This window comes from Pseudomonas sp. BF-RE-21 (assembly GCF_019947305.1).
Classification (GTDB): Bacteria; Pseudomonadota; Gammaproteobacteria; order Pseudomonadales; family Pseudomonadaceae; genus Aquipseudomonas; species Aquipseudomonas migulae.
In genome coordinates this window covers 38056-58729 of the sequence record NZ_JAGYGF010000038.1, presented here as the reverse complement: position 1 = coordinate 58729, position 20674 = coordinate 38056, and the positions used below count along the sequence as shown (strand labels likewise).

The 20674-nt window shown below is 54.8% G+C and carries 17 protein-coding genes, 4 tRNA genes and 1 rRNA gene; all 22 read left to right on the top strand.

Features of this window, described 5'->3' with window-relative positions:
* Positions 1–97: ribosomal RNA gene (gene rrf, locus KGB25_RS21490) — 5S ribosomal RNA — on the top strand; the annotation flags it as partial.
* A gap of 134 nt (positions 98–231) precedes the next feature.
* Positions 232–1191 carry a bifunctional biotin--[acetyl-CoA-carboxylase] ligase/biotin operon repressor BirA gene (gene birA, locus KGB25_RS21485; protein WP_008041288.1) on the top strand — a complete coding sequence of 320 codons (960 nt, stop codon included), beginning with the start codon at positions 232–234 and terminating at the stop codon, positions 1189–1191.
* Positions 1181–1930, top strand: a complete 750-nt coding sequence (locus KGB25_RS21480) for a pantothenate kinase (RefSeq protein ID WP_008030876.1) — start codon at positions 1181–1183, stop codon at positions 1928–1930. The genes birA and KGB25_RS21480 overlap by 11 nt, the downstream gene beginning before the upstream one ends.
* Before the next feature lie 7 nt (positions 1931–1937).
* Positions 1938–2378 (top strand): hypothetical protein, encoded by a 441-nt coding sequence (locus tag KGB25_RS21475; protein WP_008041291.1) that lies wholly within the window; start codon positions 1938–1940, stop codon positions 2376–2378.
* Positions 2379–2520: 142 nt separating this feature from the next.
* Positions 2521–2605 (top strand) — tRNA-Tyr (locus KGB25_RS21470).
* A gap of 24 nt (positions 2606–2629) precedes the next feature.
* Positions 2630–2703, top strand: a tRNA-Gly gene (locus tag KGB25_RS21465).
* A gap of 26 nt (positions 2704–2729) precedes the next feature.
* A tRNA-Thr gene (locus KGB25_RS21460) sits at positions 2730–2805 on the top strand.
* Between the two features lie 173 nt (positions 2806–2978).
* Positions 2979–3054: transfer RNA gene (locus KGB25_RS21455), tRNA-Trp, on the top strand.
* Between the two features lie 45 nt (positions 3055–3099).
* Positions 3100–3468, top strand: a complete 369-nt coding sequence (gene secE / locus KGB25_RS21450; protein ID WP_007896620.1) for a preprotein translocase subunit SecE — start codon at positions 3100–3102, stop codon at positions 3466–3468.
* Positions 3469–3477: 9 nt separating this feature from the next.
* The gene (gene nusG, locus KGB25_RS21445; RefSeq protein WP_007896622.1) at positions 3478–4011 is read left to right on the top strand and encodes a transcription termination/antitermination protein NusG; all 534 of its coding nucleotides are present in this window, start codon (positions 3478–3480) and stop codon (positions 4009–4011) included.
* A 117-nt stretch (positions 4012–4128) separates the two neighbouring features.
* Complete coding sequence (gene rplK / locus KGB25_RS21440) at positions 4129–4560, top strand: 50S ribosomal protein L11 (RefSeq protein ID WP_008030880.1); 432 nt, start codon at positions 4129–4131, stop codon at positions 4558–4560.
* Positions 4560–5255 (top strand): 50S ribosomal protein L1, encoded by a 696-nt coding sequence (gene rplA / locus KGB25_RS21435; protein WP_008041297.1) that lies wholly within the window; start codon positions 4560–4562, stop codon positions 5253–5255. The genes rplK and rplA overlap by 1 nt, the downstream gene beginning before the upstream one ends.
* Before the next feature lie 198 nt (positions 5256–5453).
* Positions 5454–5954: a 50S ribosomal protein L10 gene (gene rplJ, locus KGB25_RS21430; RefSeq protein WP_008030884.1), complete on the top strand. Its 501-nt coding sequence runs from the start codon at positions 5454–5456 to the stop codon at positions 5952–5954.
* Between the two features lie 75 nt (positions 5955–6029).
* Positions 6030–6395, top strand: coding sequence for a 50S ribosomal protein L7/L12 (gene rplL, locus KGB25_RS21425; protein ID WP_008030886.1), 366 nt, complete (start codon positions 6030–6032; stop codon positions 6393–6395).
* A gap of 220 nt (positions 6396–6615) precedes the next feature.
* The gene (gene rpoB, locus KGB25_RS21420) at positions 6616–10689 is read left to right on the top strand and encodes a DNA-directed RNA polymerase subunit beta (protein ID WP_008030889.1); all 4074 of its coding nucleotides are present in this window, start codon (positions 6616–6618) and stop codon (positions 10687–10689) included.
* Between the two features lie 64 nt (positions 10690–10753).
* Positions 10754–14953 carry a DNA-directed RNA polymerase subunit beta' gene (gene rpoC, locus KGB25_RS21415; RefSeq protein WP_008030891.1) on the top strand — a complete coding sequence of 1400 codons (4200 nt, stop codon included), beginning with the start codon at positions 10754–10756 and terminating at the stop codon, positions 14951–14953.
* A gap of 215 nt (positions 14954–15168) precedes the next feature.
* Entirely contained in the window at positions 15169–15540 is a 372-nt protein-coding gene (gene rpsL, locus KGB25_RS21410) for a 30S ribosomal protein S12 (RefSeq protein WP_002555494.1), read from the top strand.
* Between the two features lie 119 nt (positions 15541–15659).
* Complete coding sequence (rpsG, locus tag KGB25_RS21405; RefSeq protein WP_002555493.1) at positions 15660–16130, top strand: 30S ribosomal protein S7; 471 nt, start codon at positions 15660–15662, stop codon at positions 16128–16130.
* A gap of 30 nt (positions 16131–16160) precedes the next feature.
* Positions 16161–18266: an elongation factor G gene (gene fusA, locus KGB25_RS21400; RefSeq protein WP_008030893.1), complete on the top strand. Its 2106-nt coding sequence runs from the start codon at positions 16161–16163 to the stop codon at positions 18264–18266.
* A 30-nt stretch (positions 18267–18296) separates the two neighbouring features.
* Positions 18297–19490, top strand: a complete 1194-nt coding sequence (tuf, locus tag KGB25_RS21395; RefSeq protein ID WP_008030895.1) for an elongation factor Tu — start codon at positions 18297–18299, stop codon at positions 19488–19490.
* Positions 19491–19646: 156 nt separating this feature from the next.
* Positions 19647–19958: a 30S ribosomal protein S10 gene (rpsJ, locus tag KGB25_RS21390; protein ID WP_003186070.1), complete on the top strand. Its 312-nt coding sequence runs from the start codon at positions 19647–19649 to the stop codon at positions 19956–19958.
* An 80-nt stretch (positions 19959–20038) separates the two neighbouring features.
* Positions 20039–20674 carry a 50S ribosomal protein L3 gene (gene rplC / locus KGB25_RS21385; RefSeq protein ID WP_003186059.1) on the top strand — a complete coding sequence of 212 codons (636 nt, stop codon included), beginning with the start codon at positions 20039–20041 and terminating at the stop codon, positions 20672–20674.

Sequence of the window (20674 nt, the reverse complement as noted above, 5' to 3'; positions counted from 1 at the left end):
TGGAACCACCTGATCCCATCCCGAACTCAGCAGTGAAACGATGCATCGCCGATGGTAGTGTGGGGTTTCCCCATGTGAGAGTAGGTCATCGTCAAGATTAAATTCCGAAACCCCAATTGCGAAAGCAGTTGGGGTTTTGTTTTGTCCGCAAGAAAATCTGCCCAGTACGGTTTCTATGCAACGGCTCAAGGCATGGCTATCATGCGGGCCTCATTGTGAGGCGGGACTTGCATGCTGACGTTGTTAAAGCTTCTTAAGGATGGCCGATTCCATTCAGGCCAGGCCCTGGGCACCGCTTTAGGTGTCAGTCGCAGTGCTGTGTGGAAGCAGCTTCAGCTGCTCGAGGCTGAGCTTGGCTTGTCCATTCACAAGGTGCGGGGGCGTGGTTATCAATTGGCCTCGCCGTTGACACTGCTCGACTCTGTCGCAATAGCAGAGCAGGCGCCTTCTTGTAATTGGCCCATTCTGGTTTTCGATTCAATTGACTCCACTAACGCCGAGGCGCTGCGTGCAATAGAGCGCGGTCAGGTAGCGCCATTTCTTGTGCTTGCCGAGCGGCAGACGTCTGGCCGTGGGCGCCGCGGGCGTAAGTGGGCGAGTCCTTTCGCGGAAAATATCTATTACAGTCTGGTGCTGCGTATTGAAGGTGGCATGCGCCAGTTGGAAGGCTTGAGTCTTGTTGTTGGGCTTGCTGTCTTGCAAACCTTGCGAGCGCTGGGCGTATCAGATGCAGGCTTGAAGTGGCCCAATGATGTTCTGGTTGGTCAAAAAAAGCTCGCGGGGATACTGCTTGAGTTGGTAGGCGATCCTGCTGATGTGTGTCATGTGGTTCTGGGTGTCGGGATCAATGTGAACATGCAGATGACCGAAGAGGTTGATCAGCAGTGGACGTCCTTGCGGCTCGAGTCGGGGCGGACATTCGATCGCAATCACTTGGTCGCGCAGTTGGGGCAGATGCTCCAGGTATATTTGAGTCGACATCAAGTCGGCGGATTTTCCGCTATCCAGGCTGAGTGGGAGCAGAATCATCTGTGGCAGGGTCGGGCGGTGTCGTTGATCGCCGGAGTTAACCATATAGATGGCGAGGTACTGGGTATTGATAGTCAGGGTGCTCTGCGCTTGAAGGTGGGTGGTGTGGAAAAAGTCTTTAGTGGTGGTGAGCTCAGCTTGAGGTTGCGTGATGATTCTTGAGCTCGACTGCGGAAACAGTTTTATCAAGTGGCGAGTGCTTGAAGCTGATGCTCGCCAGACGGTTGGCGAGGGCGTCGTCGACTCCAATCTTGCATTGCTGGAGAGCTTGAGCGCGCTCAAGGGGCTCGCCCTCAAGTTTTGCCGATTGGTCAGTGTCCGAACGGCAGAAGAGACCGGTGCATTGATAACTCTGCTGACCGATACTTTTGGAGTGTCAGTAGTTTGCGCTGCGCCCGCTCGCGAAATGTCGGGGGTTCGCAATGGCTATGAAGAGTTCGAACGCCTGGGGCTCGACCGCTGGCTGGCGATGCTTGGGGGGTTCCAATTAGCGTCGGGTGCATGCCTGGTGCTTGATTTTGGTACTGCTGTCACTGCGGATTTCGTTGCCGGTGATGGAGAGCATCTAGGGGGGTTTATTTGTCCGGGAATGCCATTGATGCGAAATCAATTGCGCACCCATACCCGTAAAATTCGTTATGGGGATCTGGCAGCTGAGCGCGCCATGGAGAGTCTCGTTCCAGGTCGCACAACCGTCGAAGCGGTTGAGCGGGGGTGCTCGTTGATGCTTAGAGGCTTTGTTCTGACCCAGCTGGAGCTTGCGCGTAGCTACTGGGGGGCGGATTTCTCCGTGTTTCTGACCGGTGGGGATGCCGGGTTGGTTTCTGAGATTGTGCCAGAGGCTAGAGTGGTTCCGGACCTGGTATTTGTGGGTTTGGCTATGGCATGTCCTTTGTCCTGAGGTTCTTATGCGTTGGTTGTTTCTGCTGCTGCTTGTTTTGAATGTGTTTTATTACATCTGGCACCAACAAGAGGCTCCTCTGCGCGCGAAGGATGTCACTCCTCTGAGTTTGTATAGGGGAGGGCAGCAGGATATTCGCTTGTTGAGCGAGGCGGCTGATCCGGTCCTTGATAAGGGGAAGGCCGCTCTGCCGGACAATAGCTGTTTGTACTTGGGTGGTTTTGTTCGTCAAGAAGCGGTTCAGGCAGTTGAGCGGCGCTTGAATGGCATGGAAATCAAGTATCAGCTCCTGCCAAAGGATCATCTTGAATTCGCGGGTTATTGGGTTCGGATCGCCCCTGAAAGCCGGCGTTGGCTGGGTGAGGTTCAGCTGCAAAACCTTTCTAGAGAATTCAATGAGTTAAAACATAAAATAATGCCGTGCGAGGGGGTTGCACCCGCTGAATAGTTTGAATAGAATGGCGCCCGCTTCGCAGTGAACGCCTTTAACGGCAAACACAACGAAGCGATGTCAACGCAGCTAACCTCAGGTTTTTAATGAGAAAATGCTTGACAGAAGGCTGGCATGATATAGAATGCCGGCTCGCTTAGGAGGGGTTCCCGAGCGGCCAAAGGGATCAGACTGTAAATCTGACGTCTACGACTTCGAAGGTTCGAATCCTTCCCCCTCCACCATTTTTAGCGAGAGCTGCAAGCCTCGCGGGTATAGTTTAGTGGTAGAACCTCAGCCTTCCAAGCTGATGATGCGGGTTCGATTCCCGCTACCCGCTCCAAGTTTGCAGGTCCTGCAAAGTGTTACGCTCTTGTAGCTCAGTTGGTAGAGCACACCCTTGGTAAGGGTGAGGTCAGCGGTTCAAATCCGCTCAAGAGCTCCATATAACAAGGCAGATATGAAAATATCTGCCTTTGTTTTAAGGGTTGCGATCAGGCCTTGTTGTTTTTTGTTGGCTGGTTGCGCGGGTGGCTTTGGTCTTAGGGGCGAGGCTGTCGAGTAAGGTGTTGTAATGTCTTTTTCGGGTCGGCATAATGGTCGGCCTGATTTTGTTTTAGGTCAGTAGCTCAATTGGCAGAGCGACGGTCTCCAAAACCGTAGGTTGGGGGTTCGATTCCCTCCTGACCTGCCAGATTCACCTGGTGTGTCTGGCTTTCTTTTCACAGGATCTTCATAGATGACTCCTAAAGCTGAAGCTCAAGGCTCTCGCTTCGATCTGCTCAAGTGGCTAGTAGTAGTCGCTTTGGTGGTTGTTGGCGTTGTTGGTAATCAGTATTACTCTGCTTCGCCGATCCTGTACCGCGTACTTGCATTGCTTGTCATCGCTGCTGTGGCTGCCTTCGTAGGTCTGCAAACAGTCAAGGGCAAGTCTTTCTTTGTACTGGTTAAGGAAGCTCGCACCGAGATTCGTAAAGTCGTATGGCCAACTCGCCAAGAAACCACGCAGACCACGTTGATCGTTGTCGCTGTTGTGTTGGTTATGGCGTTGCTGTTGTGGGGTCTTGATTCCCTGCTCGGCTGGCTTGTTTCCTTGATTGTCGGCTAAGGGTGTCCCGTGGCTAAGCGTTGGTACGTTGTGCATGCTTACTCCGGTTACGAGAAGCATGTCATGCGCTCGTTAGTAGAGCGCGTAAAGCTGGCTGGCATGGAAGATGGCTTTGGCGAAATTCTGGTTCCCACTGAAGAAGTGGTTGAAATGCGTAATGGCCAGAAGCGCAAAAGCGAGCGTAAGTTCTTCCCAGGTTATGTGCTGGTTCAGATGGACATGAACGAGGGTACTTGGCACTTGGTCAAGGATACTCCTCGGGTGATGGGTTTCATCGGCGGTACCGCTGATAAGCCTGCACCAATCACAGACAAAGAGGCAGAAGCGATTCTGCGTCGTGTCGCTGATGGTAGCGATAAGCCTAAGCCGAAGACGTTGTTCGAGCCTGGTGAGTCGGTACGTGTCAACGACGGGCCGTTTGCCGACTTTACCGGCACGGTTGAAGAAGTTAACTACGAAAAGAGCCGGATCCAAGTGGCAGTGCTTATTTTCGGTCGCTCTACTCCGGTAGAGCTAGAGTTCAGCCAGGTCGAAAAAGTCTAGCTGAACAAGCATCCCAACCCCGCAGCCCTAGGCTGTGGGGTTTTGTCGTCACTGGGATAAACGCGCAAGTAACCGGGGAGCCTTTCGAGGCGTTCGAACCCGTAATTGGAGTGCCTCATGGCCAAGAAGATTACCGCTTACATCAAGCTGCAAGTGAAGGCCGCTCAGGCTAACCCAAGCCCACCTGTTGGTCCTGCTCTGGGTCAGCACGGCGTGAACATCATGGAATTCTGCAAGGCTTTCAACGCCCGTACTCAGGGTATTGAGCCAGGTCTGCCGACTCCAGTGATCATCACTGTCTACAGCGACCGTAGCTTCACTTTCGAAACCAAATCCACCCCTGCTTCGGTTCTGCTGAAGAAGGCGGCTGGTCTGACTAGCGGTTCCGCTCGTCCGAACACCGTTAAGGTTGGCACCGTGACTCGTGCTCAGCTGGAAGAAATCGCGAAAGTTAAAAACGCGGATCTGACTGCAGCTGATATGGAAGCAGCCGTGCGTACCATCGCCGGTTCTGCTCGTAGCATGGGCCTTAACGTGGAGGGTGTGTAATGGCTAAGTTGACCAAGCGTCAAAAGGCTATCGCCGGCAAAATCGAAGCAGGCAAGTCCTACAACTTTGTAGACGCTGCTGCTCTGCTGGCTGAGCTGTCGACTGTCAAGTTCAGCGAGTCGTTCGACGTTGCTGTGAACTTGGGTGTTGACCCGCGTAAATCCGACCAGGTCGTTCGTAGCGCTACTGTGCTGCCGCACGGCACTGGCAAGACTGTTCGCGTTGCTGTGTTCACCCAGGGTCCAGCTGCTGAGGCCGCTCTGGCTGCCGGCGCTGACCGTGTAGGTATGGACGACCTGGCTGCCGAAATGAAAGGCGGCGACCTGAACTATGACGTAGTTATCGCATCCCCGGATGCAATGCGCGTTGTAGGTCAGTTGGGTCAGATCCTCGGTCCACGTGGCCTGATGCCTAACCCTAAAGTCGGCACCGTAACTCCAGACGTAGCTACCGCGGTTAAAAACGCCAAGGCTGGTCAGGTTCGTTATCGCACCGACAAAAACGGCATCATCCACACTTCCGTTGGCAAGATTGGCTTCGACGCCGTCAAGCTGAAGGAAAACGTTGAAGCCCTGATCGCTGATCTGAAGCGTATCAAGCCAGCTTCCTCGAAAGGCATTTACGTCAAGCGCGTTACCCTGAGCACCACTATGGGCCCAGGTCTGGTCATCGACCAAAGCTCGCTCGACGCGTAAGACACAGGTTGGCGTAAGCGATTGCGCCAATTGAAAGATTGGGGTCCCTGCCTGGCGGGGGCTATCCAAGACCGTAGGCGACGCAAGTCTTAAACCTCAAGCCTACGCAGATGGTGCTCCCGGTTCCTTACCGAATCAGACACCAAAACGACATCCGGCTCCGGTTGGATGAAACGGTAACAAGCAGGAGTTAAACCCGTGGCAATTAAACTCGAAGACAAGAAGGCCATCGTCGCTGAAGTCAACGAGGCTGCCAAAGTCGCTCTGTCCGCTGTCGTGGCTGATGCCCGTGGCGTAACAGTAGGCGCAATGACCGGACTCCGTAAAGAGGCTCGTGAAGCTGGCGTTTACGTACGTGTTGTACGTAACACCCTGCTCAAGCGCGCCGTTGCCGACACTGAATACAGTGTTCTCAACGACGTGTTCACCGGCCCTACCTTGATTGCATTCTCCAAAGAACATCCGGGCGCTGCTGCTCGTATCTTCAAAGAGTTCGCAAAAGGTCAGGATAAGTTCGAGATCAAGGCAGCTGCGTTCGAGGGCAAGTTCCTCGCAGCTAATCAGATCGACGTACTGGCAACCCTGCCGACCCGTAACGAAGCTATTTCTCAGCTGATGAGCGTGATTCAAGGCGCTACCAGCAAGTTGGCTCGTACTCTGGCGGCAGTTCGCGACCAAAAAGAAGCTGCCGCAGCCTAAGGCTCGTCTCCTTCTCGCGTTTTTTGTTTATTTCGATGGTCGCGTAGGCCGTCCCCAATATCAGGAATTAGATTCATGTCTATCTCTCAGAACGATATCCTTGAAGCAGTTGGCAACATGTCCGTAATGGAAGTTGTTGAGCTGATCAAAGCTTTCGAAGAAAAATTCGGCGTTACCGCTGCTGCTGCATCGGCTGGTCCAGCTGCTGCTGCCGCTGTTGTTGAAGAGCAAACTGAATTCAACGTCATGCTGACCGAAGCTGGCGAGAAGAAAGTTAACGTGATCAAGGCTGTACGTGAACTGACCGGTCTGGGCCTGAAAGAAGCCAAGGCTGTAGTTGACGGCGCTCCTGCCATGGTTCTGGAAGCTGTTGCCAAAGACGCAGCTGACAAAGCCAAAGCAGTACTGGAAGAAGCAGGCGCTAAAGTCGAGCTGAAGTAAGCATCGACTTTGCTCCTCCAGCCCGAGCGTTAAGCGAAAGGCTGATGGCTGGTGGCTCTTGCCACCGGCCTTTTTCCGTTATTGGCAGCCGACTGGGTCGGTGCTGATAACGAGTTGTAACCACCCGATGCGGTGGCGCAAACCATGGGGTTTGCACGATTTTCTGGCTGCTCCCGTCGGGAGGGGCCAAACAAGCAGGTGACCAAGCTGGGGAACGCTGATGGCTTACTCATATACTGAGAAAAAACGTATCCGCAAGGACTTTAGCAAGTTGCCGGACGTCATGGATGTGCCGTACCTCCTGGCCATCCAGCTGGATTCGTATCGTGAATTCTTGCAAGCGGGAGCGACTAAAGATCAGTTCCGCGACGTGGGCCTGCATGCGGCCTTCAAATCCGTTTTCCCGATCATCAGCTACTCCGGCAATGCTGCGCTGGAGTACGTCGGTTATCGCCTGGGCGAACCGGCATTTGATGTCAAAGAATGCGTATTGCGCGGTGTAACTTATGCCGTACCTTTGCGGGTAAAAGTGCGCCTGATCATTTTCGACAAAGAATCGTCGAACAAAGCGATCAAGGACATCAAAGAGCAAGAAGTCTACATGGGTGAAATCCCCCTGATGACTGAGAACGGTACCTTCGTAATCAACGGTACCGAGCGTGTAATCGTTTCCCAGCTGCACCGTTCCCCGGGCGTGTTCTTCGACCACGACCGTGGCAAGACGCACAGCTCCGGCAAACTGCTGTACTCCGCGCGCATCATTCCTTACCGCGGTTCGTGGTTGGACTTCGAGTTCGATCCGAAAGACTGCGTGTTCGTGCGTATCGACCGTCGTCGCAAGCTGCCTGCATCGGTACTGCTGCGTGCGCTCGGCTATACCACTGAAGAAGTGCTCGACGCGTTCTACACCACCAACGTCTTCCACGTGCAAGGTGAAAACCTCAGCCTGGAACTGGTGCCTCAGCGCCTGCGTGGTGAAATTGCTGTCCTGGATATCCTGGATGACAAAGGCAAGGTTATTGTCGAGCAAGGTCGTCGTATCACCGCTCGCCACATCAACCAGCTGGAAAAAGCCGGGATCAAAGAGCTGCAAGTGCCTCTGGACTACGTCCTGGGTCGCACTACCGCCAAGGTCATCGTGCATCCGGCAACCGGCGAAATCCTGGCAGAGTGCAACACCGAGCTGAACACCGAGATCCTGGCGAAAATCGCCAAGGCTCAGGTTGTCCGCATCGAAACTCTGTACACCAACGATATCGACTGCGGTCCGTTCGTCTCCGACACCCTGAAGATCGACTCCACCAGCAACCAATTGGAAGCGCTGGTCGAGATCTATCGCATGATGCGTCCAGGCGAGCCGCCAACCAAAGACGCTGCCGAGACTCTGTTCAACAACCTGTTCTTCAGCCCTGAGCGCTATGACCTGTCTGCGGTCGGCCGGATGAAGTTCAACCGTCGTATCGGTCGTACCGAGATCGAAGGTTCGGGCGTGTTGTGCAAAGAAGACATCGTCGCGGTTCTGAAGACTCTGGTCGACATCCGTAACGGTAAAGGCATCGTCGATGACATCGACCACCTGGGTAACCGTCGTGTTCGCTGCGTAGGCGAAATGGCCGAGAACCAGTTCCGCGTTGGCCTGGTACGTGTTGAGCGTGCGGTCAAAGAGCGTCTGTCGATGGCTGAAAGCGAAGGCCTGATGCCGCAAGACCTGATCAACGCCAAGCCAGTGGCTGCGGCGGTGAAAGAGTTCTTCGGTTCCAGCCAGCTGTCCCAGTTCATGGACCAGAACAACCCGCTGTCCGAGATCACCCACAAGCGTCGTGTGTCAGCACTCGGCCCTGGCGGTTTGACTCGTGAGCGTGCCGGCTTTGAAGTTCGTGACGTACACCCGACTCACTACGGTCGTGTATGCCCGATCGAAACGCCGGAAGGTCCGAACATCGGTCTGATCAACTCCCTGGCCGCCTATGCGCGCACCAACCAGTACGGCTTCCTCGAGAGCCCGTACCGTGTGGTGAAAGACGCTCTGGTCACCGACGAGATCGTGTTCCTGTCCGCCATCGAAGAAGCTGATCACGTGATCGCTCAGGCTTCGGCCACGATGAACGACAAGAAAGTCCTGATCGACGAGCTGGTAGCTGTTCGTCACTTGAACGAGTTCACCGTCAAGGCGCCGGAAGACGTCACCTTGATGGACGTATCGCCGAAGCAGGTAGTTTCGGTTGCAGCGTCGCTGATCCCGTTCCTCGAGCACGACGACGCCAACCGTGCGTTGATGGGTTCGAACATGCAGCGTCAAGCTGTACCAACCCTGCGCGCTGACAAGCCGCTGGTCGGTACCGGCATGGAGCGTAACGTAGCTCGTGACTCCGGCGTTTGCGTCGTGGCTCGTCGTGGCGGCGTTATCGATTCCGTGGACGCCAGCCGTATCGTGGTTCGTGTTGCTGATGACGAAGTTGAAACCGGCGAAGCTGGTGTCGACATCTACAACCTGACCAAATACACCCGCTCTAACCAGAACACCTGCATCAACCAGCGTCCGCTGGTGCGTAAAGGTGATCGGGTCCAGCGCAGCGACATCATGGCCGACGGTCCGTCCACCGACATGGGTGAGCTGGCTCTGGGTCAGAACATGCGCATCGCGTTCATGGCATGGAACGGCTTCAACTTCGAAGACTCCATCTGCCTGTCCGAGCGTGTTGTTCAGGAAGATCGCTTCACCACGATCCACATTCAGGAACTGACCTGTGTGGCACGTGACACCAAGCTTGGGCCTGAGGAAATCACTGCAGACATCCCTAACGTGGGTGAAGCTGCACTGAACAAACTGGACGAAGCCGGTATCGTTTACGTAGGTGCTGAAGTTGGCGCAGGCGACATTCTGGTCGGTAAGGTCACTCCGAAAGGCGAGACTCAACTGACTCCGGAAGAGAAGCTGCTGCGTGCCATCTTCGGTGAAAAAGCCAGCGACGTTAAAGACACCTCCCTGCGTGTACCTACCGGTACCAAGGGTACTGTCATCGACGTACAGGTCTTCACCCGCGACGGCGTTGAGCGTGATGCTCGTGCACTGTCGATCGAGAAGACTCAGCTCGACGAGATCCGCAAGGATCTGAACGAAGAGTTCCGTATCGTTGAAGGCGCCACTTTCGAACGTCTGCGTTCCGCTCTGGTCGGCCATAAAGCCGAAGGCGGCGCCGGTCTGAAGAAAGGTCAGGACATCACCGACGAAGTTCTCGACGGTCTTGAGCATGGTCAGTGGTTCAAACTGCGCATGGCTGAAGATGCTCTGAACGAGCAGCTCGAGAAGGCTCAGGCCTACATCGTTGATCGCCGCCGTCTGCTGGACGACAAGTTCGAAGACAAGAAGCGCAAACTGCAGCAGGGCGATGACCTGGCTCCAGGCGTGCTGAAAATCGTCAAGGTTTACCTGGCAATCCGTCGCCGCATCCAGCCGGGCGACAAGATGGCCGGTCGTCACGGTAACAAAGGTGTGGTCTCCGTGATCATGCCGGTTGAAGACATGCCGCACGATGCCAATGGCACCCCGGTCGACGTCGTCCTCAACCCGTTGGGCGTACCTTCGCGTATGAACGTTGGTCAGATCCTTGAAACCCACCTGGGCCTCGCGGCCAAAGGTCTGGGCGAGAAGATCAACCGGATGATCGAAGAGCAGCGCAAAGTCGCCGAGCTTCGCAAGTTCCTGCACGAGATCTACAACGAGATCGGCGGTCGTAACGAAGATCTGGATAGCTTCTCTGATCAGGAAATCCTGGATCTGGCGAAGAACCTGCGTGGCGGCGTTCCAATGGCCACTCCAGTGTTCGACGGCGCCAAGGAAAGCGAAATCAAGGCCATGCTGAAACTTGCAGACCTGCCAGAAAGCGGCCAGATGCAGCTGACCGACGGCCGTACCGGCAACAAGTTCGAGCGCCCGGTTACTGTTGGCTACATGTACATGCTGAAGCTGAACCACTTGGTAGACGACAAGATGCACGCTCGTTCTACCGGTTCGTACAGCCTGGTTACCCAGCAGCCGCTGGGTGGTAAGGCACAGTTCGGTGGTCAGCGTTTCGGGGAGATGGAGGTCTGGGCACTGGAAGCATACGGTGCCGCTTACACTCTGCAAGAAATGCTCACAGTGAAGTCGGACGATGTGAACGGCCGTACCAAGATGTACAAAAACATCGTGGATGGCGATCACCGTATGGAGCCGGGCATGCCCGAGTCCTTCAACGTGTTGATCAAGGAAATTCGTTCCCTCGGCATCGATATCGATCTGGAAACCGAATAACACGTGACGCGAATCGAGAGCGGGGCAGGATTGCCCGCTCTCTGCTCCGCCAGGAGGAAAGGCCTTGAAAGACCTACTGAATTTGCTGAAAAACCAGGGTCAAGTCGAAGAGTTCGACGCCATCCGTATTGGATTGGCATCGCCTGAGATGATCCGTTCGTGGTCGTTCGGTGAAGTTAAAAAGCCGGAAACCATCAACTACCGTACGTTCAAACCTGAGCGTGACGGCCTGTTCTGCGCCAAGATCTTTGGCCCGGTAAAGGATTACGAGTGCCTGTGCGGTAAGTACAAGCGCTTGAAGCACCGTGGTGTGATCTGCGAGAAGTGCGGCGTTGAAGTCGCGCTGGCTAAAGTTCGTCGTGAGCGCATGGCGCACATCGAACTGGCCTCGCCAGTTGCCCACATCTGGTTCCTGAAATCGCTGCCGTCGCGTATCGGCTTGCTGATGGACATGACCCTGCGTGATATCGAACGCGTTCTCTATTTCGAGAGCTATGTCGTTATCGATCCAGGCATGACCACCCTTGAAAAAGGTCAGCTGCTGAACGATGAGCAGTACTTCGAAGCGCTGGAAGAGTTCGGTGACGATTTCGATGCCCGCATGGGTGCCGAAGCTGTCCGCGAACTGCTGCACGCTATCGACCTGGAACACGAGATTGGCCGTCTGCGTGAAGAAATTCCGCAAACCAACTCCGAAACCAAAATCAAGAAGCTGTCCAAGCGTCTGAAGTTGATGGAAGCCTTCCAGGGTTCCGGCAACCTTCCAGAATGGATGGTGCTGACCGTTCTGCCGGTTCTGCCGCCAGATCTGCGTCCACTGGTCCCGCTGGATGGCGGTCGCTTCGCGACTTCCGACCTCAACGATCTGTATCGTCGAGTGATCAACCGTAACAACCGCTTGAAGCGTCTGCTCGATCTGTCCGCTCCGGACATCATCGTGCGCAACGAAAAGCGTATGTTGCAGGAAGCCGTCGATGCACTGCTCGACAACGGTCGTCGTGGCCGCGCTATCACCGGTTCCAACAAGCGTCCTCTGAAATCCCTGGCTGACATGATCAAGGGTAAGCAAGGTCGTTTCCGTCAGAACTTGCTCGGTAAGCGTGTTGACTACTCCGGTCGTTCGGTAATTACCGTAGGTCCGACCCTGCGTCTGCACCAGTGCGGTCTGCCGAAGAAAATGGCTCTCGAGCTGTTCAAGCCGTTCATTTTCGGCAAGCTGGAAATGCGTGGTCTCGCTACCACCATCAAAGCTGCGAAGAAGATGGTCGAGCGCGAGCTGCCGGAAGTTTGGGACGTTCTCGCTGAAGTTATCCGCGAACACCCAGTGCTTCTCAACCGTGCACCGACCCTTCACCGTCTGGGTATCCAGGCGTTTGAACCAGTTCTGATCGAAGGTAAGGCTATCCAGCTGCACCCTCTGGTCTGTGCTGCGTACAACGCCGACTTCGACGGCGACCAAATGGCCGTGCACGTACCGCTGACACTGGAAGCCCAGTTGGAAGCGCGTGCGTTGATGATGTCGACCAACAACATTCTGTCGCCAGCCAACGGTGAGCCAATCATCGTTCCGTCGCAGGACGTTGTATTGGGTCTGTACTACATGACTCGTGAAGCGATCAACGCCAAGGGCGAAGGTCGTGTGTTCGCGGATCTGCAAGAAGTTGACCGTGTGTTCCGTGCCGGCGAAGCCGCACTGCACGCAAAAGTCAAAGTGCGGATCAACGAAACCGTCAACGACCGTGATGGCGGCAGCGTGACCAACACTCGTATCGTCGACACCACTGTCGGCCGTGCGCTGTTGTTCCAGGTTGTACCAAAAGGTCTGTCGTACGACGTCGTCAACCTGCCGATGAAGAAAAAGGCGATCTCCAAGCTGATCAACCAGTGCTACCGCGTGGTTGGTTTGAAAGAGACCGTGATCTTCGCTGACCAGTTGATGTACACCGGTTTTGCCTATTCGACTATTTCCGGCGTTTCCATCGGTGTTAACGACTTCGTTATCCCGGATGAAAAAGCCCGCATCATCGGTGCTGCTACCGACGAAGTGAAAGAGATCGAAAGTCAGTACGCCTCCGGCCTGGTAACCCAGGGCGAGAAGTACAACAAAGTGATCGACCTTTGGTCCAAGGCGAACGACGAAGTTTCCAAGGCGATGATGGCCAACCTCTCGAAAGAGAAAGTCATCGACCGTCATGGCGTCGAAGTCGACCAAGAGTCCTTCAACTCGATGTACATGATGGCCGACTCGGGCGCACGGGGTTCTGCTGCGCAGATTCGTCAGCTCGCCGGTATGCGTGGCCTGATGGCCAAGCCGGACGGTTCCATCATCGAAACGCCGATTACTGCGAACTTCCGTGAAGGTTTGAGCGTACTTCAGTACTTCATCTCGACTCACGGTGCTCGTAAAGGTTTGGCGGATACCGCGTTGAAAACTGCGAACTCCGGTTACCTGACTCGTCGTCTGGTAGACGTGGCGCAGGATCTGGTTGTGACCGAGATCGATTGCGGCACCGAACATGGCCTGGTAATGACTCCGCACATTGAAGGCGGTGACGTTGTTGAGCCGTTGGGTGAGCGCGTATTGGGTCGTGTCATTGCCCGTGACGTATTCAAGCCAGGTACCGAGGAAGTTATCGTTCCTGCCGGCACTCTGGTAGACGAGAAGTGGGTCGAGTTCATCGAGCTGAACAGCATCGACGAAGTGATCGTGCGTTCGCCGATCAGCTGCGAAACCCGCTATGGCATTTGCGCCAAGTGCTACGGCCGTGACTTGGCTCGTGGTCACCAGGTGAACATCGGTGAAGCGGTCGGCGTTATCGCTGCCCAGTCCATCGGTGAGCCGGGTACCCAGCTGACCATGCGTACGTTCCACATCGGTGGTGCGGCAAGCCGGACCTCCGCAGCTGACAGCGTTCAGGTGAAGAATGGCGGTACCGTCCGTCTGCACAACCTGAAGCACGTTGAGCGAGTGGATGGTTGCCTGGTTGCTGTGTCCCGTTCCGGTGAGCTGGCAATCGCTGATGACTTCGGTCGTGAGCGCGAGCGTTACAAGCTGCCGTACGGTGCTGTGATTTCGGTTAAAGAAGGTGACAAGGTCGACGCTGGCGCAATCGTGGCCAAGTGGGATCCGCACACTCACCCAATCGTTACCGAAATGAAAGGTACCGTGACCTACGTGGGCATGGAAGAAGGCATCACGATCAAGCGTCAGACTGACGAATTGACCGGTATGACCAACATTGAAGTCCTCGACGCCAAAGACCGTCCAGCTGCCGGTAAAGATATCCGTCCTGCTGTGAAGATGGTTGATGACAACGGCAAGGATCTGTTGCTGCCAGGCACTGACGTTATCGCTCAGTACTTCCTGCCAGCCAACGCCCTGGTCGGTGTTGCGGACGGTGCGAAAATCGCGATCGGTGATGTTATCGCTCGTATTCCGCAAGAGACTTCGAAGACCCGTGACATCACCGGTGGTCTGCCGCGTGTTGCCGACTTGTTCGAAGCCCGTCGTCCGAAAGAAGCCTCGATTCTGGCTGAAGTCAGCGGCACCATCGCGTTCGGTAAAGAGACCAAAGGCAAGCGCCGTCTGGTCATCACTCCGAACGACGGTAGCGATCCGTACGAAGAGCTGATTCCGAAGTGGCGTCACCTGAACGTCTTCGAAGGCGAACAGGTAAACCGCGGCGAAGTTATCTCCGACGGCCCGAGCGATCCACACGACATCCTGCGTCTGCTGGGTGTAAGTGCGCTGGCCAAGTACATCGTGAACGAGATCCAGGACGTTTACCGTCTGCAAGGCGTGAAGATCAACGACAAGCACATCGAGACCATCCTGCGTCAGATGCTGCGTAAAGTTGAAATCGCTGAATCCGGCGATTCCAGTTTCATCAAGGGCGACCAGATGGAATTGACTCACGTACTGGTAGAAAACGAGCGCCTGGCGAACGACGAGAAATTCGTTTCCAAGTTCACTCGCGTGCTGCTGGGTATCACCAAGGCGTCGTTGTCCACCGAATCGTTCATCTCGGCGGCTTCCTTCCAGGAAACCACTCGCGTACTGACCGAAGCGGCGGTAACCGGCAAGCGCGATTACTTGCGCGGCCTGAAAGAAAACGTGGTCGTGGGTCGTCTGATCCCGGCTGGTACCGGTCTGGCTTATCACAGCGAGCGTAAACGCCGTCGTGATGCTGACAAACCGTTGCGCGTAAGCGCCAGTGAAGTGGAAGCTGCACTGACCGAAGCGCTGAACTCGAGCGGTAACTGAGTTCTGCGATAAATGAGCCAAGGCCCTGATCGTTCCGTTCATCGAATCAAGACATTTTGTCGAGGTTGGATAAGCGGGAAGGTCGGGGCCTTGTCTTGACTGGGGGCAAGATCCTCTTTAGACTCTTGTACCCCTAAATTTGGCGGGAATTCGTTCCTGCCATTTTGCTTTTCTTGCAAGACAATAGCGTCGCAAGACAACAGTGGAGCTAGTAGATGGCAACTATCAACCAGCTGGTACGTCAGCCGCGTAAGCGTATCGTCGAGAAATCCGACGTGCCTGCGCTGCAGAACTGCCCGCAACGTCGTGGCGTATGCACCCGTGTGTATACCACCACGCCGAAAAAACCTAACTCGGCACTGCGTAAAGTATGCCGTGTGCGTCTGACCAACGGTTTCGAGGTTTCCTCGTACATCGGCGGTGAAGGCCACAACCTGCAAGAGCACAGCGTGGTACTGATCCGCGGCGGTCGTGTAAAAGACTTGCCAGGTGTTCGTTACCACACCGTTCGCGGCTCTTTGGATACTTCTGGCGTTAAAGGTCGTAACCAAGGTCGTTCGAAGTACGGTACCAAGAAGCCTAAGTAGTAGTGGCTTTTTGTAAAAACTGAATCATCTATTTTTCTGAGTCGATAAGAGTAAGGTCGGAGGCGTCCCGAAAGGGCACTGATTCCGAGCGAACCTGAAGACCGTTTGAGGGCTTATCCATGCCAAGAAGACGCGTAGCAGCCAAGCGCGAAGTGCTTGACGATCCAAAATACGGAAGCCAAATTCTGGCCAAGTTCATGAACCACGTGATGGAAAGCGGCAAGAAAGCCGTTGCCGAGCGTATCGTTTATGGCGCGCTGGAGAAGGTTAAAGAACGCAAGAACAGCGACCCCCTGGAAATCTTCGAGAAAGCTCTCGACGCCATCGCTCCGCTGGTCGAAGTAAAGTCGCGCCGTGTAGGCGGTGCTACTTACCAGGTTCCGGTCGAAGTTCGTCCGTCCCGTCGTAACGCTCTGGCAATGCGCTGGTTGGTAGACTTCGCCCGTAAGCGCGGCGAGAAGTCTATGGCTCTGCGTTTGGCTGGCGAACTGTTGGACGCTGCTGAAGGCAAAGGTGCTGCAGTTAAGAAGCGTGAAGACGTGCACCGTATGGCTGAAGCCAACAAGGCTTTCTCGCACTACCGCTTCTAATTTTAGCGTCACTAATTTTGCGAGGGCTTTATGGCTCGTACTACACCGATTAATCGCTACCGTAACATTGGTATCGTTGCTCACGTGGATGCTGGTAAAACCACCACCACCGAGCGCGTCCTTTTTTACACTGGCAAAAGTCACAAAATGGGCGAGGTGCATGACGGCGCCGCGACCACAGACTGGATGGTGCAGGAGCAGGAGCGTGGTATTACCATTACTTCTGCTGCTATTACCGCCTTCTGGCAGGGTTCCGAGAAGCAGCACAAAGATCAGTATCGCTTCAACGTCATCGACACCCCGGGCCACGTTGACTTCACTATTGAAGTTGAGCGTTCCCTGCGTGTTCTCGACGGCGCGGTCGTTGTGTTCTGCGGTACCTCGGGTGTTGAGCCTCAGTCGGAAACCGTATGGCGTCAGGCCAACAAGTACGGCGTTCCACGTCTTGTTTACGTAAACAAGATGGACCGTGCTGGTGCAAACTTCCTGCGCGTGATCGGTCAGATCAAGCAGCGTCTGGGTCACACTCCGGTGCCAATCCAGTTGGCTATCGGTTCCGAAGACAACTTCCAGGGTCAGATCGATCTGATGTCCATGGAAGCTGTTTACTGGAATGACGCTGACAAAGGCATGACTCCACGTCGCGAGCCTATCCCTGCTGAATTGCAGGAATTGGCTGACGAGTGGCGCAGCAACATGATTGAAGCTGCGGCCGAAGCCAGCGAAGAGCTGATGAACAAGTACCTCGAAGGTGAAGAACTCACCAACGCGGAAATCAAGGCCGCTCTGCGTCAGCGTACTATTGCTGGCGAGATCGTTCTGGCTGTTTGCGGTTCTTCCTTCAAGAACAAGGGCGTTCCCCTGGTTCTCGACGCCGTTATCGACTACCTGCCTGCTCCTACCGACATTCCTGCCATCAAGGGTACTGACCCGGATGACGAGACCAAGGAAATGGAGCGTCACGCAGACGACAGCGAGCCGTTCTCGGCTCTGGCGTTCAAGATCGCTACCGACCCATTCGTGGGTACTTTGACCTTTGTTCGAGTTTACTCGGGCGTGTTGGCCTCCGGCGACGGCGTGATCAACTCGGTTAAAGGCAAGAAAGAGCGTGTGGGTCGTATGGTGCAAATGCACGCAAACGCCCGCGAAGAGATCAAGGAAGTTCGCGCTGGTGACATCGCGGCCTTGATCGGCATGAAGGATGTCACCACTGGTGAGACTTTGTGCAACGCTGACAAGCCAATCATCCTGGTTCGCATGGACTTCCCGGAGCCGGTTATTTCGGTTGCCGTAGAGCCTAAGACCAAGGATGACCAGGAAAAAATGGGTATCGCTCTGGGCAAGCTTGCTCAGGAAGACCCGTCTTTCCGCGTCAAGACTGATGAAGAGACTGGTCAAACGATCATCTCCGGCATGGGCGAGTTGCACCTGGACATCCTGGTTGACCGGATGCGCCGTGAGTTCAACGTCGAAGCCAACATCGGTAAGCCTCAAGTTTCGTACCGTGAGCGCATCACGAAGAGCTGCGAAATCGAAGGCAAGTTCGTTCGTCAGTCCGGCGGTCGTGGCCAGTTTGGTCATTGCTGGATTCGCTTTGCTCCTGCTGACGAAGGTCAGGAAGGTCTGCAATTCCTGAACGAAGTAGTGGGTGGTGTGGTTCCTAAGGAATACATCCCGGCTATCCAGAAGGGTATCGAAGAGCAGATGAAGAACGGCGTTGTTGCCGGCTATCCGCTGATCGGCCTGAAGGCTACCGTGTTTGATGGTTCCTACCATGACGTCGACTCGAACGAGATGGCGTTTAAGGTGGCTGCTTCCATGGCGACCAAGCAACTGGCCCAGAAGGGCGGTGGTGAGTTGCTCGAGCCGATCATGGCTGTAGAGGTTGTTACACCTGAAGACTATATGGGTGACGTGATGGGCGACCTTAACCGTCGTCGCGGCATGATCCTGGGTATGGAAGATACGGTTTCCGGTAAAGTAATTCGTGCCGAGGTTCCGTTGGGCGAGATGTTCGGTTATGCGACCGACGTTCGTTCCATGTCCCAAGGTCGCGCAAGCTACTCTATGGAATTCAAAAAATACAATACAGCTCCGTCGCACATCGTCGAAACTGTAACCAAAAAACAAGGCTGATTCAGTCCTTTAGGCTAGGAGTTAATTGTCGTGGCTAAAGAAAAATTTGATCGTTCCCTTCCGCACGTCAACGTTGGCACCATCGGTCACGTTGACCACGGTAAAACCACTCTGACTGCTGCTCTGACTCGCGTCTGCTCCGAAGTTTTCGGTTCGGCTCGTGTTGACTTCGACAAGATCGACAGCGCACCAGAAGAGAAAGCTCGTGGTATCACCATCAACACCGCGCACGTTGAATACAACTCGCTGATCCGTCACTACGCTCACGTTGACTGCCCAGGTCACGCTGACTATGTGAAGAACATGATCACCGGTGCTGCTCAGATGGACGGCGCTATCCTGGTTTGCTCGGCCGCTGATGGTCCGATGCCACAAACCCGTGAGCACATCCTGCTGTCCCGTCAGGTAGGCGTTCCGTACATCGTGGTTTTCCTGAACAAGGCTGACCTGGTAGACGACGCAGAGCTGCTGGAACTGGTTGAGATGGAAGTTCGCGACCTGCTCAGCACTTACGACTTCCCAGGTGACGACACTCCGATCATCATCGGTTCTGCTCGTATGGCTCTGGAAGGCAACGACGAAAACGAAATGGGCACCACTGCCGTTCGTAAACTGGTTGAAACTCTGGACAGCTACATCCCAGAGCCAGTTCGTCTGACCGACAAGCCGTTCCTGATGCCAATCGAAGACGTATTCTCGATCTCGGGTCGTGGTACTGTTGTGACTGGCCGTATCGAGCGCGGTATCGTTCGCGTTCAGGATCCACTGGAAATCGTTGGTCTGCGTGACACCACCGTCACCACCTGCACCGGTGTTGAAATGTTCCGCAAACTGCTCGACGAAGGTCGTGCTGGCGAGAACTGCGGCGTTCTGCTGCGTGGTACCAAGCGTGACGACGTTGAGCGTGGCCAGGTTCTGGTTAAGCCAGGTTCGGTTAAGCCGCACACCAAGTTCACCGCAGAAGTTTACGTTCTGAGCAAGGAAGAAGGCGGTCGTCATACTCCGTTCTTCAAAGGCTACCGTCCACAGTTCTACTTCCGTACTACTGACGTGACTGGTAACTGCGAGCTGCCAGAAGGCGTTGAAATGGTAATGCCAGGTGACAACATTCAGATGACTGTTACCCTGATCAAAACCATCGCAATGGAAGACGGTCTGCGTTTCGCTATCCGTGAAGGCGGTCGTACCGTCGGCGCTGGCGTCGTAGCCAAAATCATCGAGTAAGCTCTTTTTGAGTAAGCTTTGATGAGTTGAAAAAGCCCCCGCTTAGCGGGGGCTTTTTTATTGGGTTGACACCTATCTGGGGCGTCTATAGAATTGCGCCTCCTTTTAACGGGCGTATTGCGCCCGGTGGGAATAGCAGCCGGAGTCTGAAATCCAATGCAAAATCAGCAAATCCGTATCAGGTTGAAGGCTTTTGACCATCGCCTGATCGACCAATCCACCCAGGAAATCGTGGAAACCGCGAAACGTACTGGTGCTCAAGTGCGTGGTCCAATTCCACTGCCTACCCGTAAAGAGCGGTTCACCGTTCTGGTCTCCCCGCACGTCAACAAAGACGCGCGTGACCAGTACGAGATCCGTACTCATAAGCGCGTTCTGGACATCGTCCAGCCAACGGATAAAACCGTTGATGCTCTTATGAAGCTTGATCTTGCGGCCGGTGTGGAAGTGCAGATCAGCCTCGGCTAAGACTCGGTCTTAGTCGTGTAACGCTCTGAAATGGGCGGCCATAGCGGGTGAAAGCCCCGTACACTCATGAGGTTTACAACATGACTATTGGTGTAGTCGGTCGTAAATGCGGTATGACCCGTATTTTCACCGAAGAAGGTGTCTCCATTCCGGTCACGGTCATTGAGATCGAGCCGAATCGCGTCACCCAGTTCAAAACTGAAGAGACCGATGGCTATCGTGCAGTGCAAGTCACTGTAGGCGAGCGTCGTGCTTCGCGTGTTACAGCTGCTCAGGCTGGCCACTTCGCTAAAGCGAACGTTGCCGCTGGTCGTACCGTAATGGAATTCCGCCTTGAAGAAGGCGAGTACCAGGCTGGCGATCTGATCAACGCTGAAATCTTCGCTGCTGGTCAACTGGTTGATGTAACCGGTCAGTCCAAAGGTAAAGGCTTCCAGGGTACGATCAAGCGTTGGAACTTCCGCGGGCAAGATAATACCCACGGTAACTCCGTGTCCCACCGCGTTCCAGGCTCTATCGGCCAGTGCCAGACTCCTGGTCGTGTATTCAAGGGCAAAAAAATGTCCGGTCATATGGGCGCTGAGCGCGTGACCGTGCAGTCCCTCGAAGTAGTGCGCGTGGACGCTGAACGCAATCTGTTGTTGGTCAAGGGCGCTGTTCCTGGCGCTACTGGCGGCAACTTGGTTGTACGTCCAGCAGCCAAGGCTCGCGGTTAA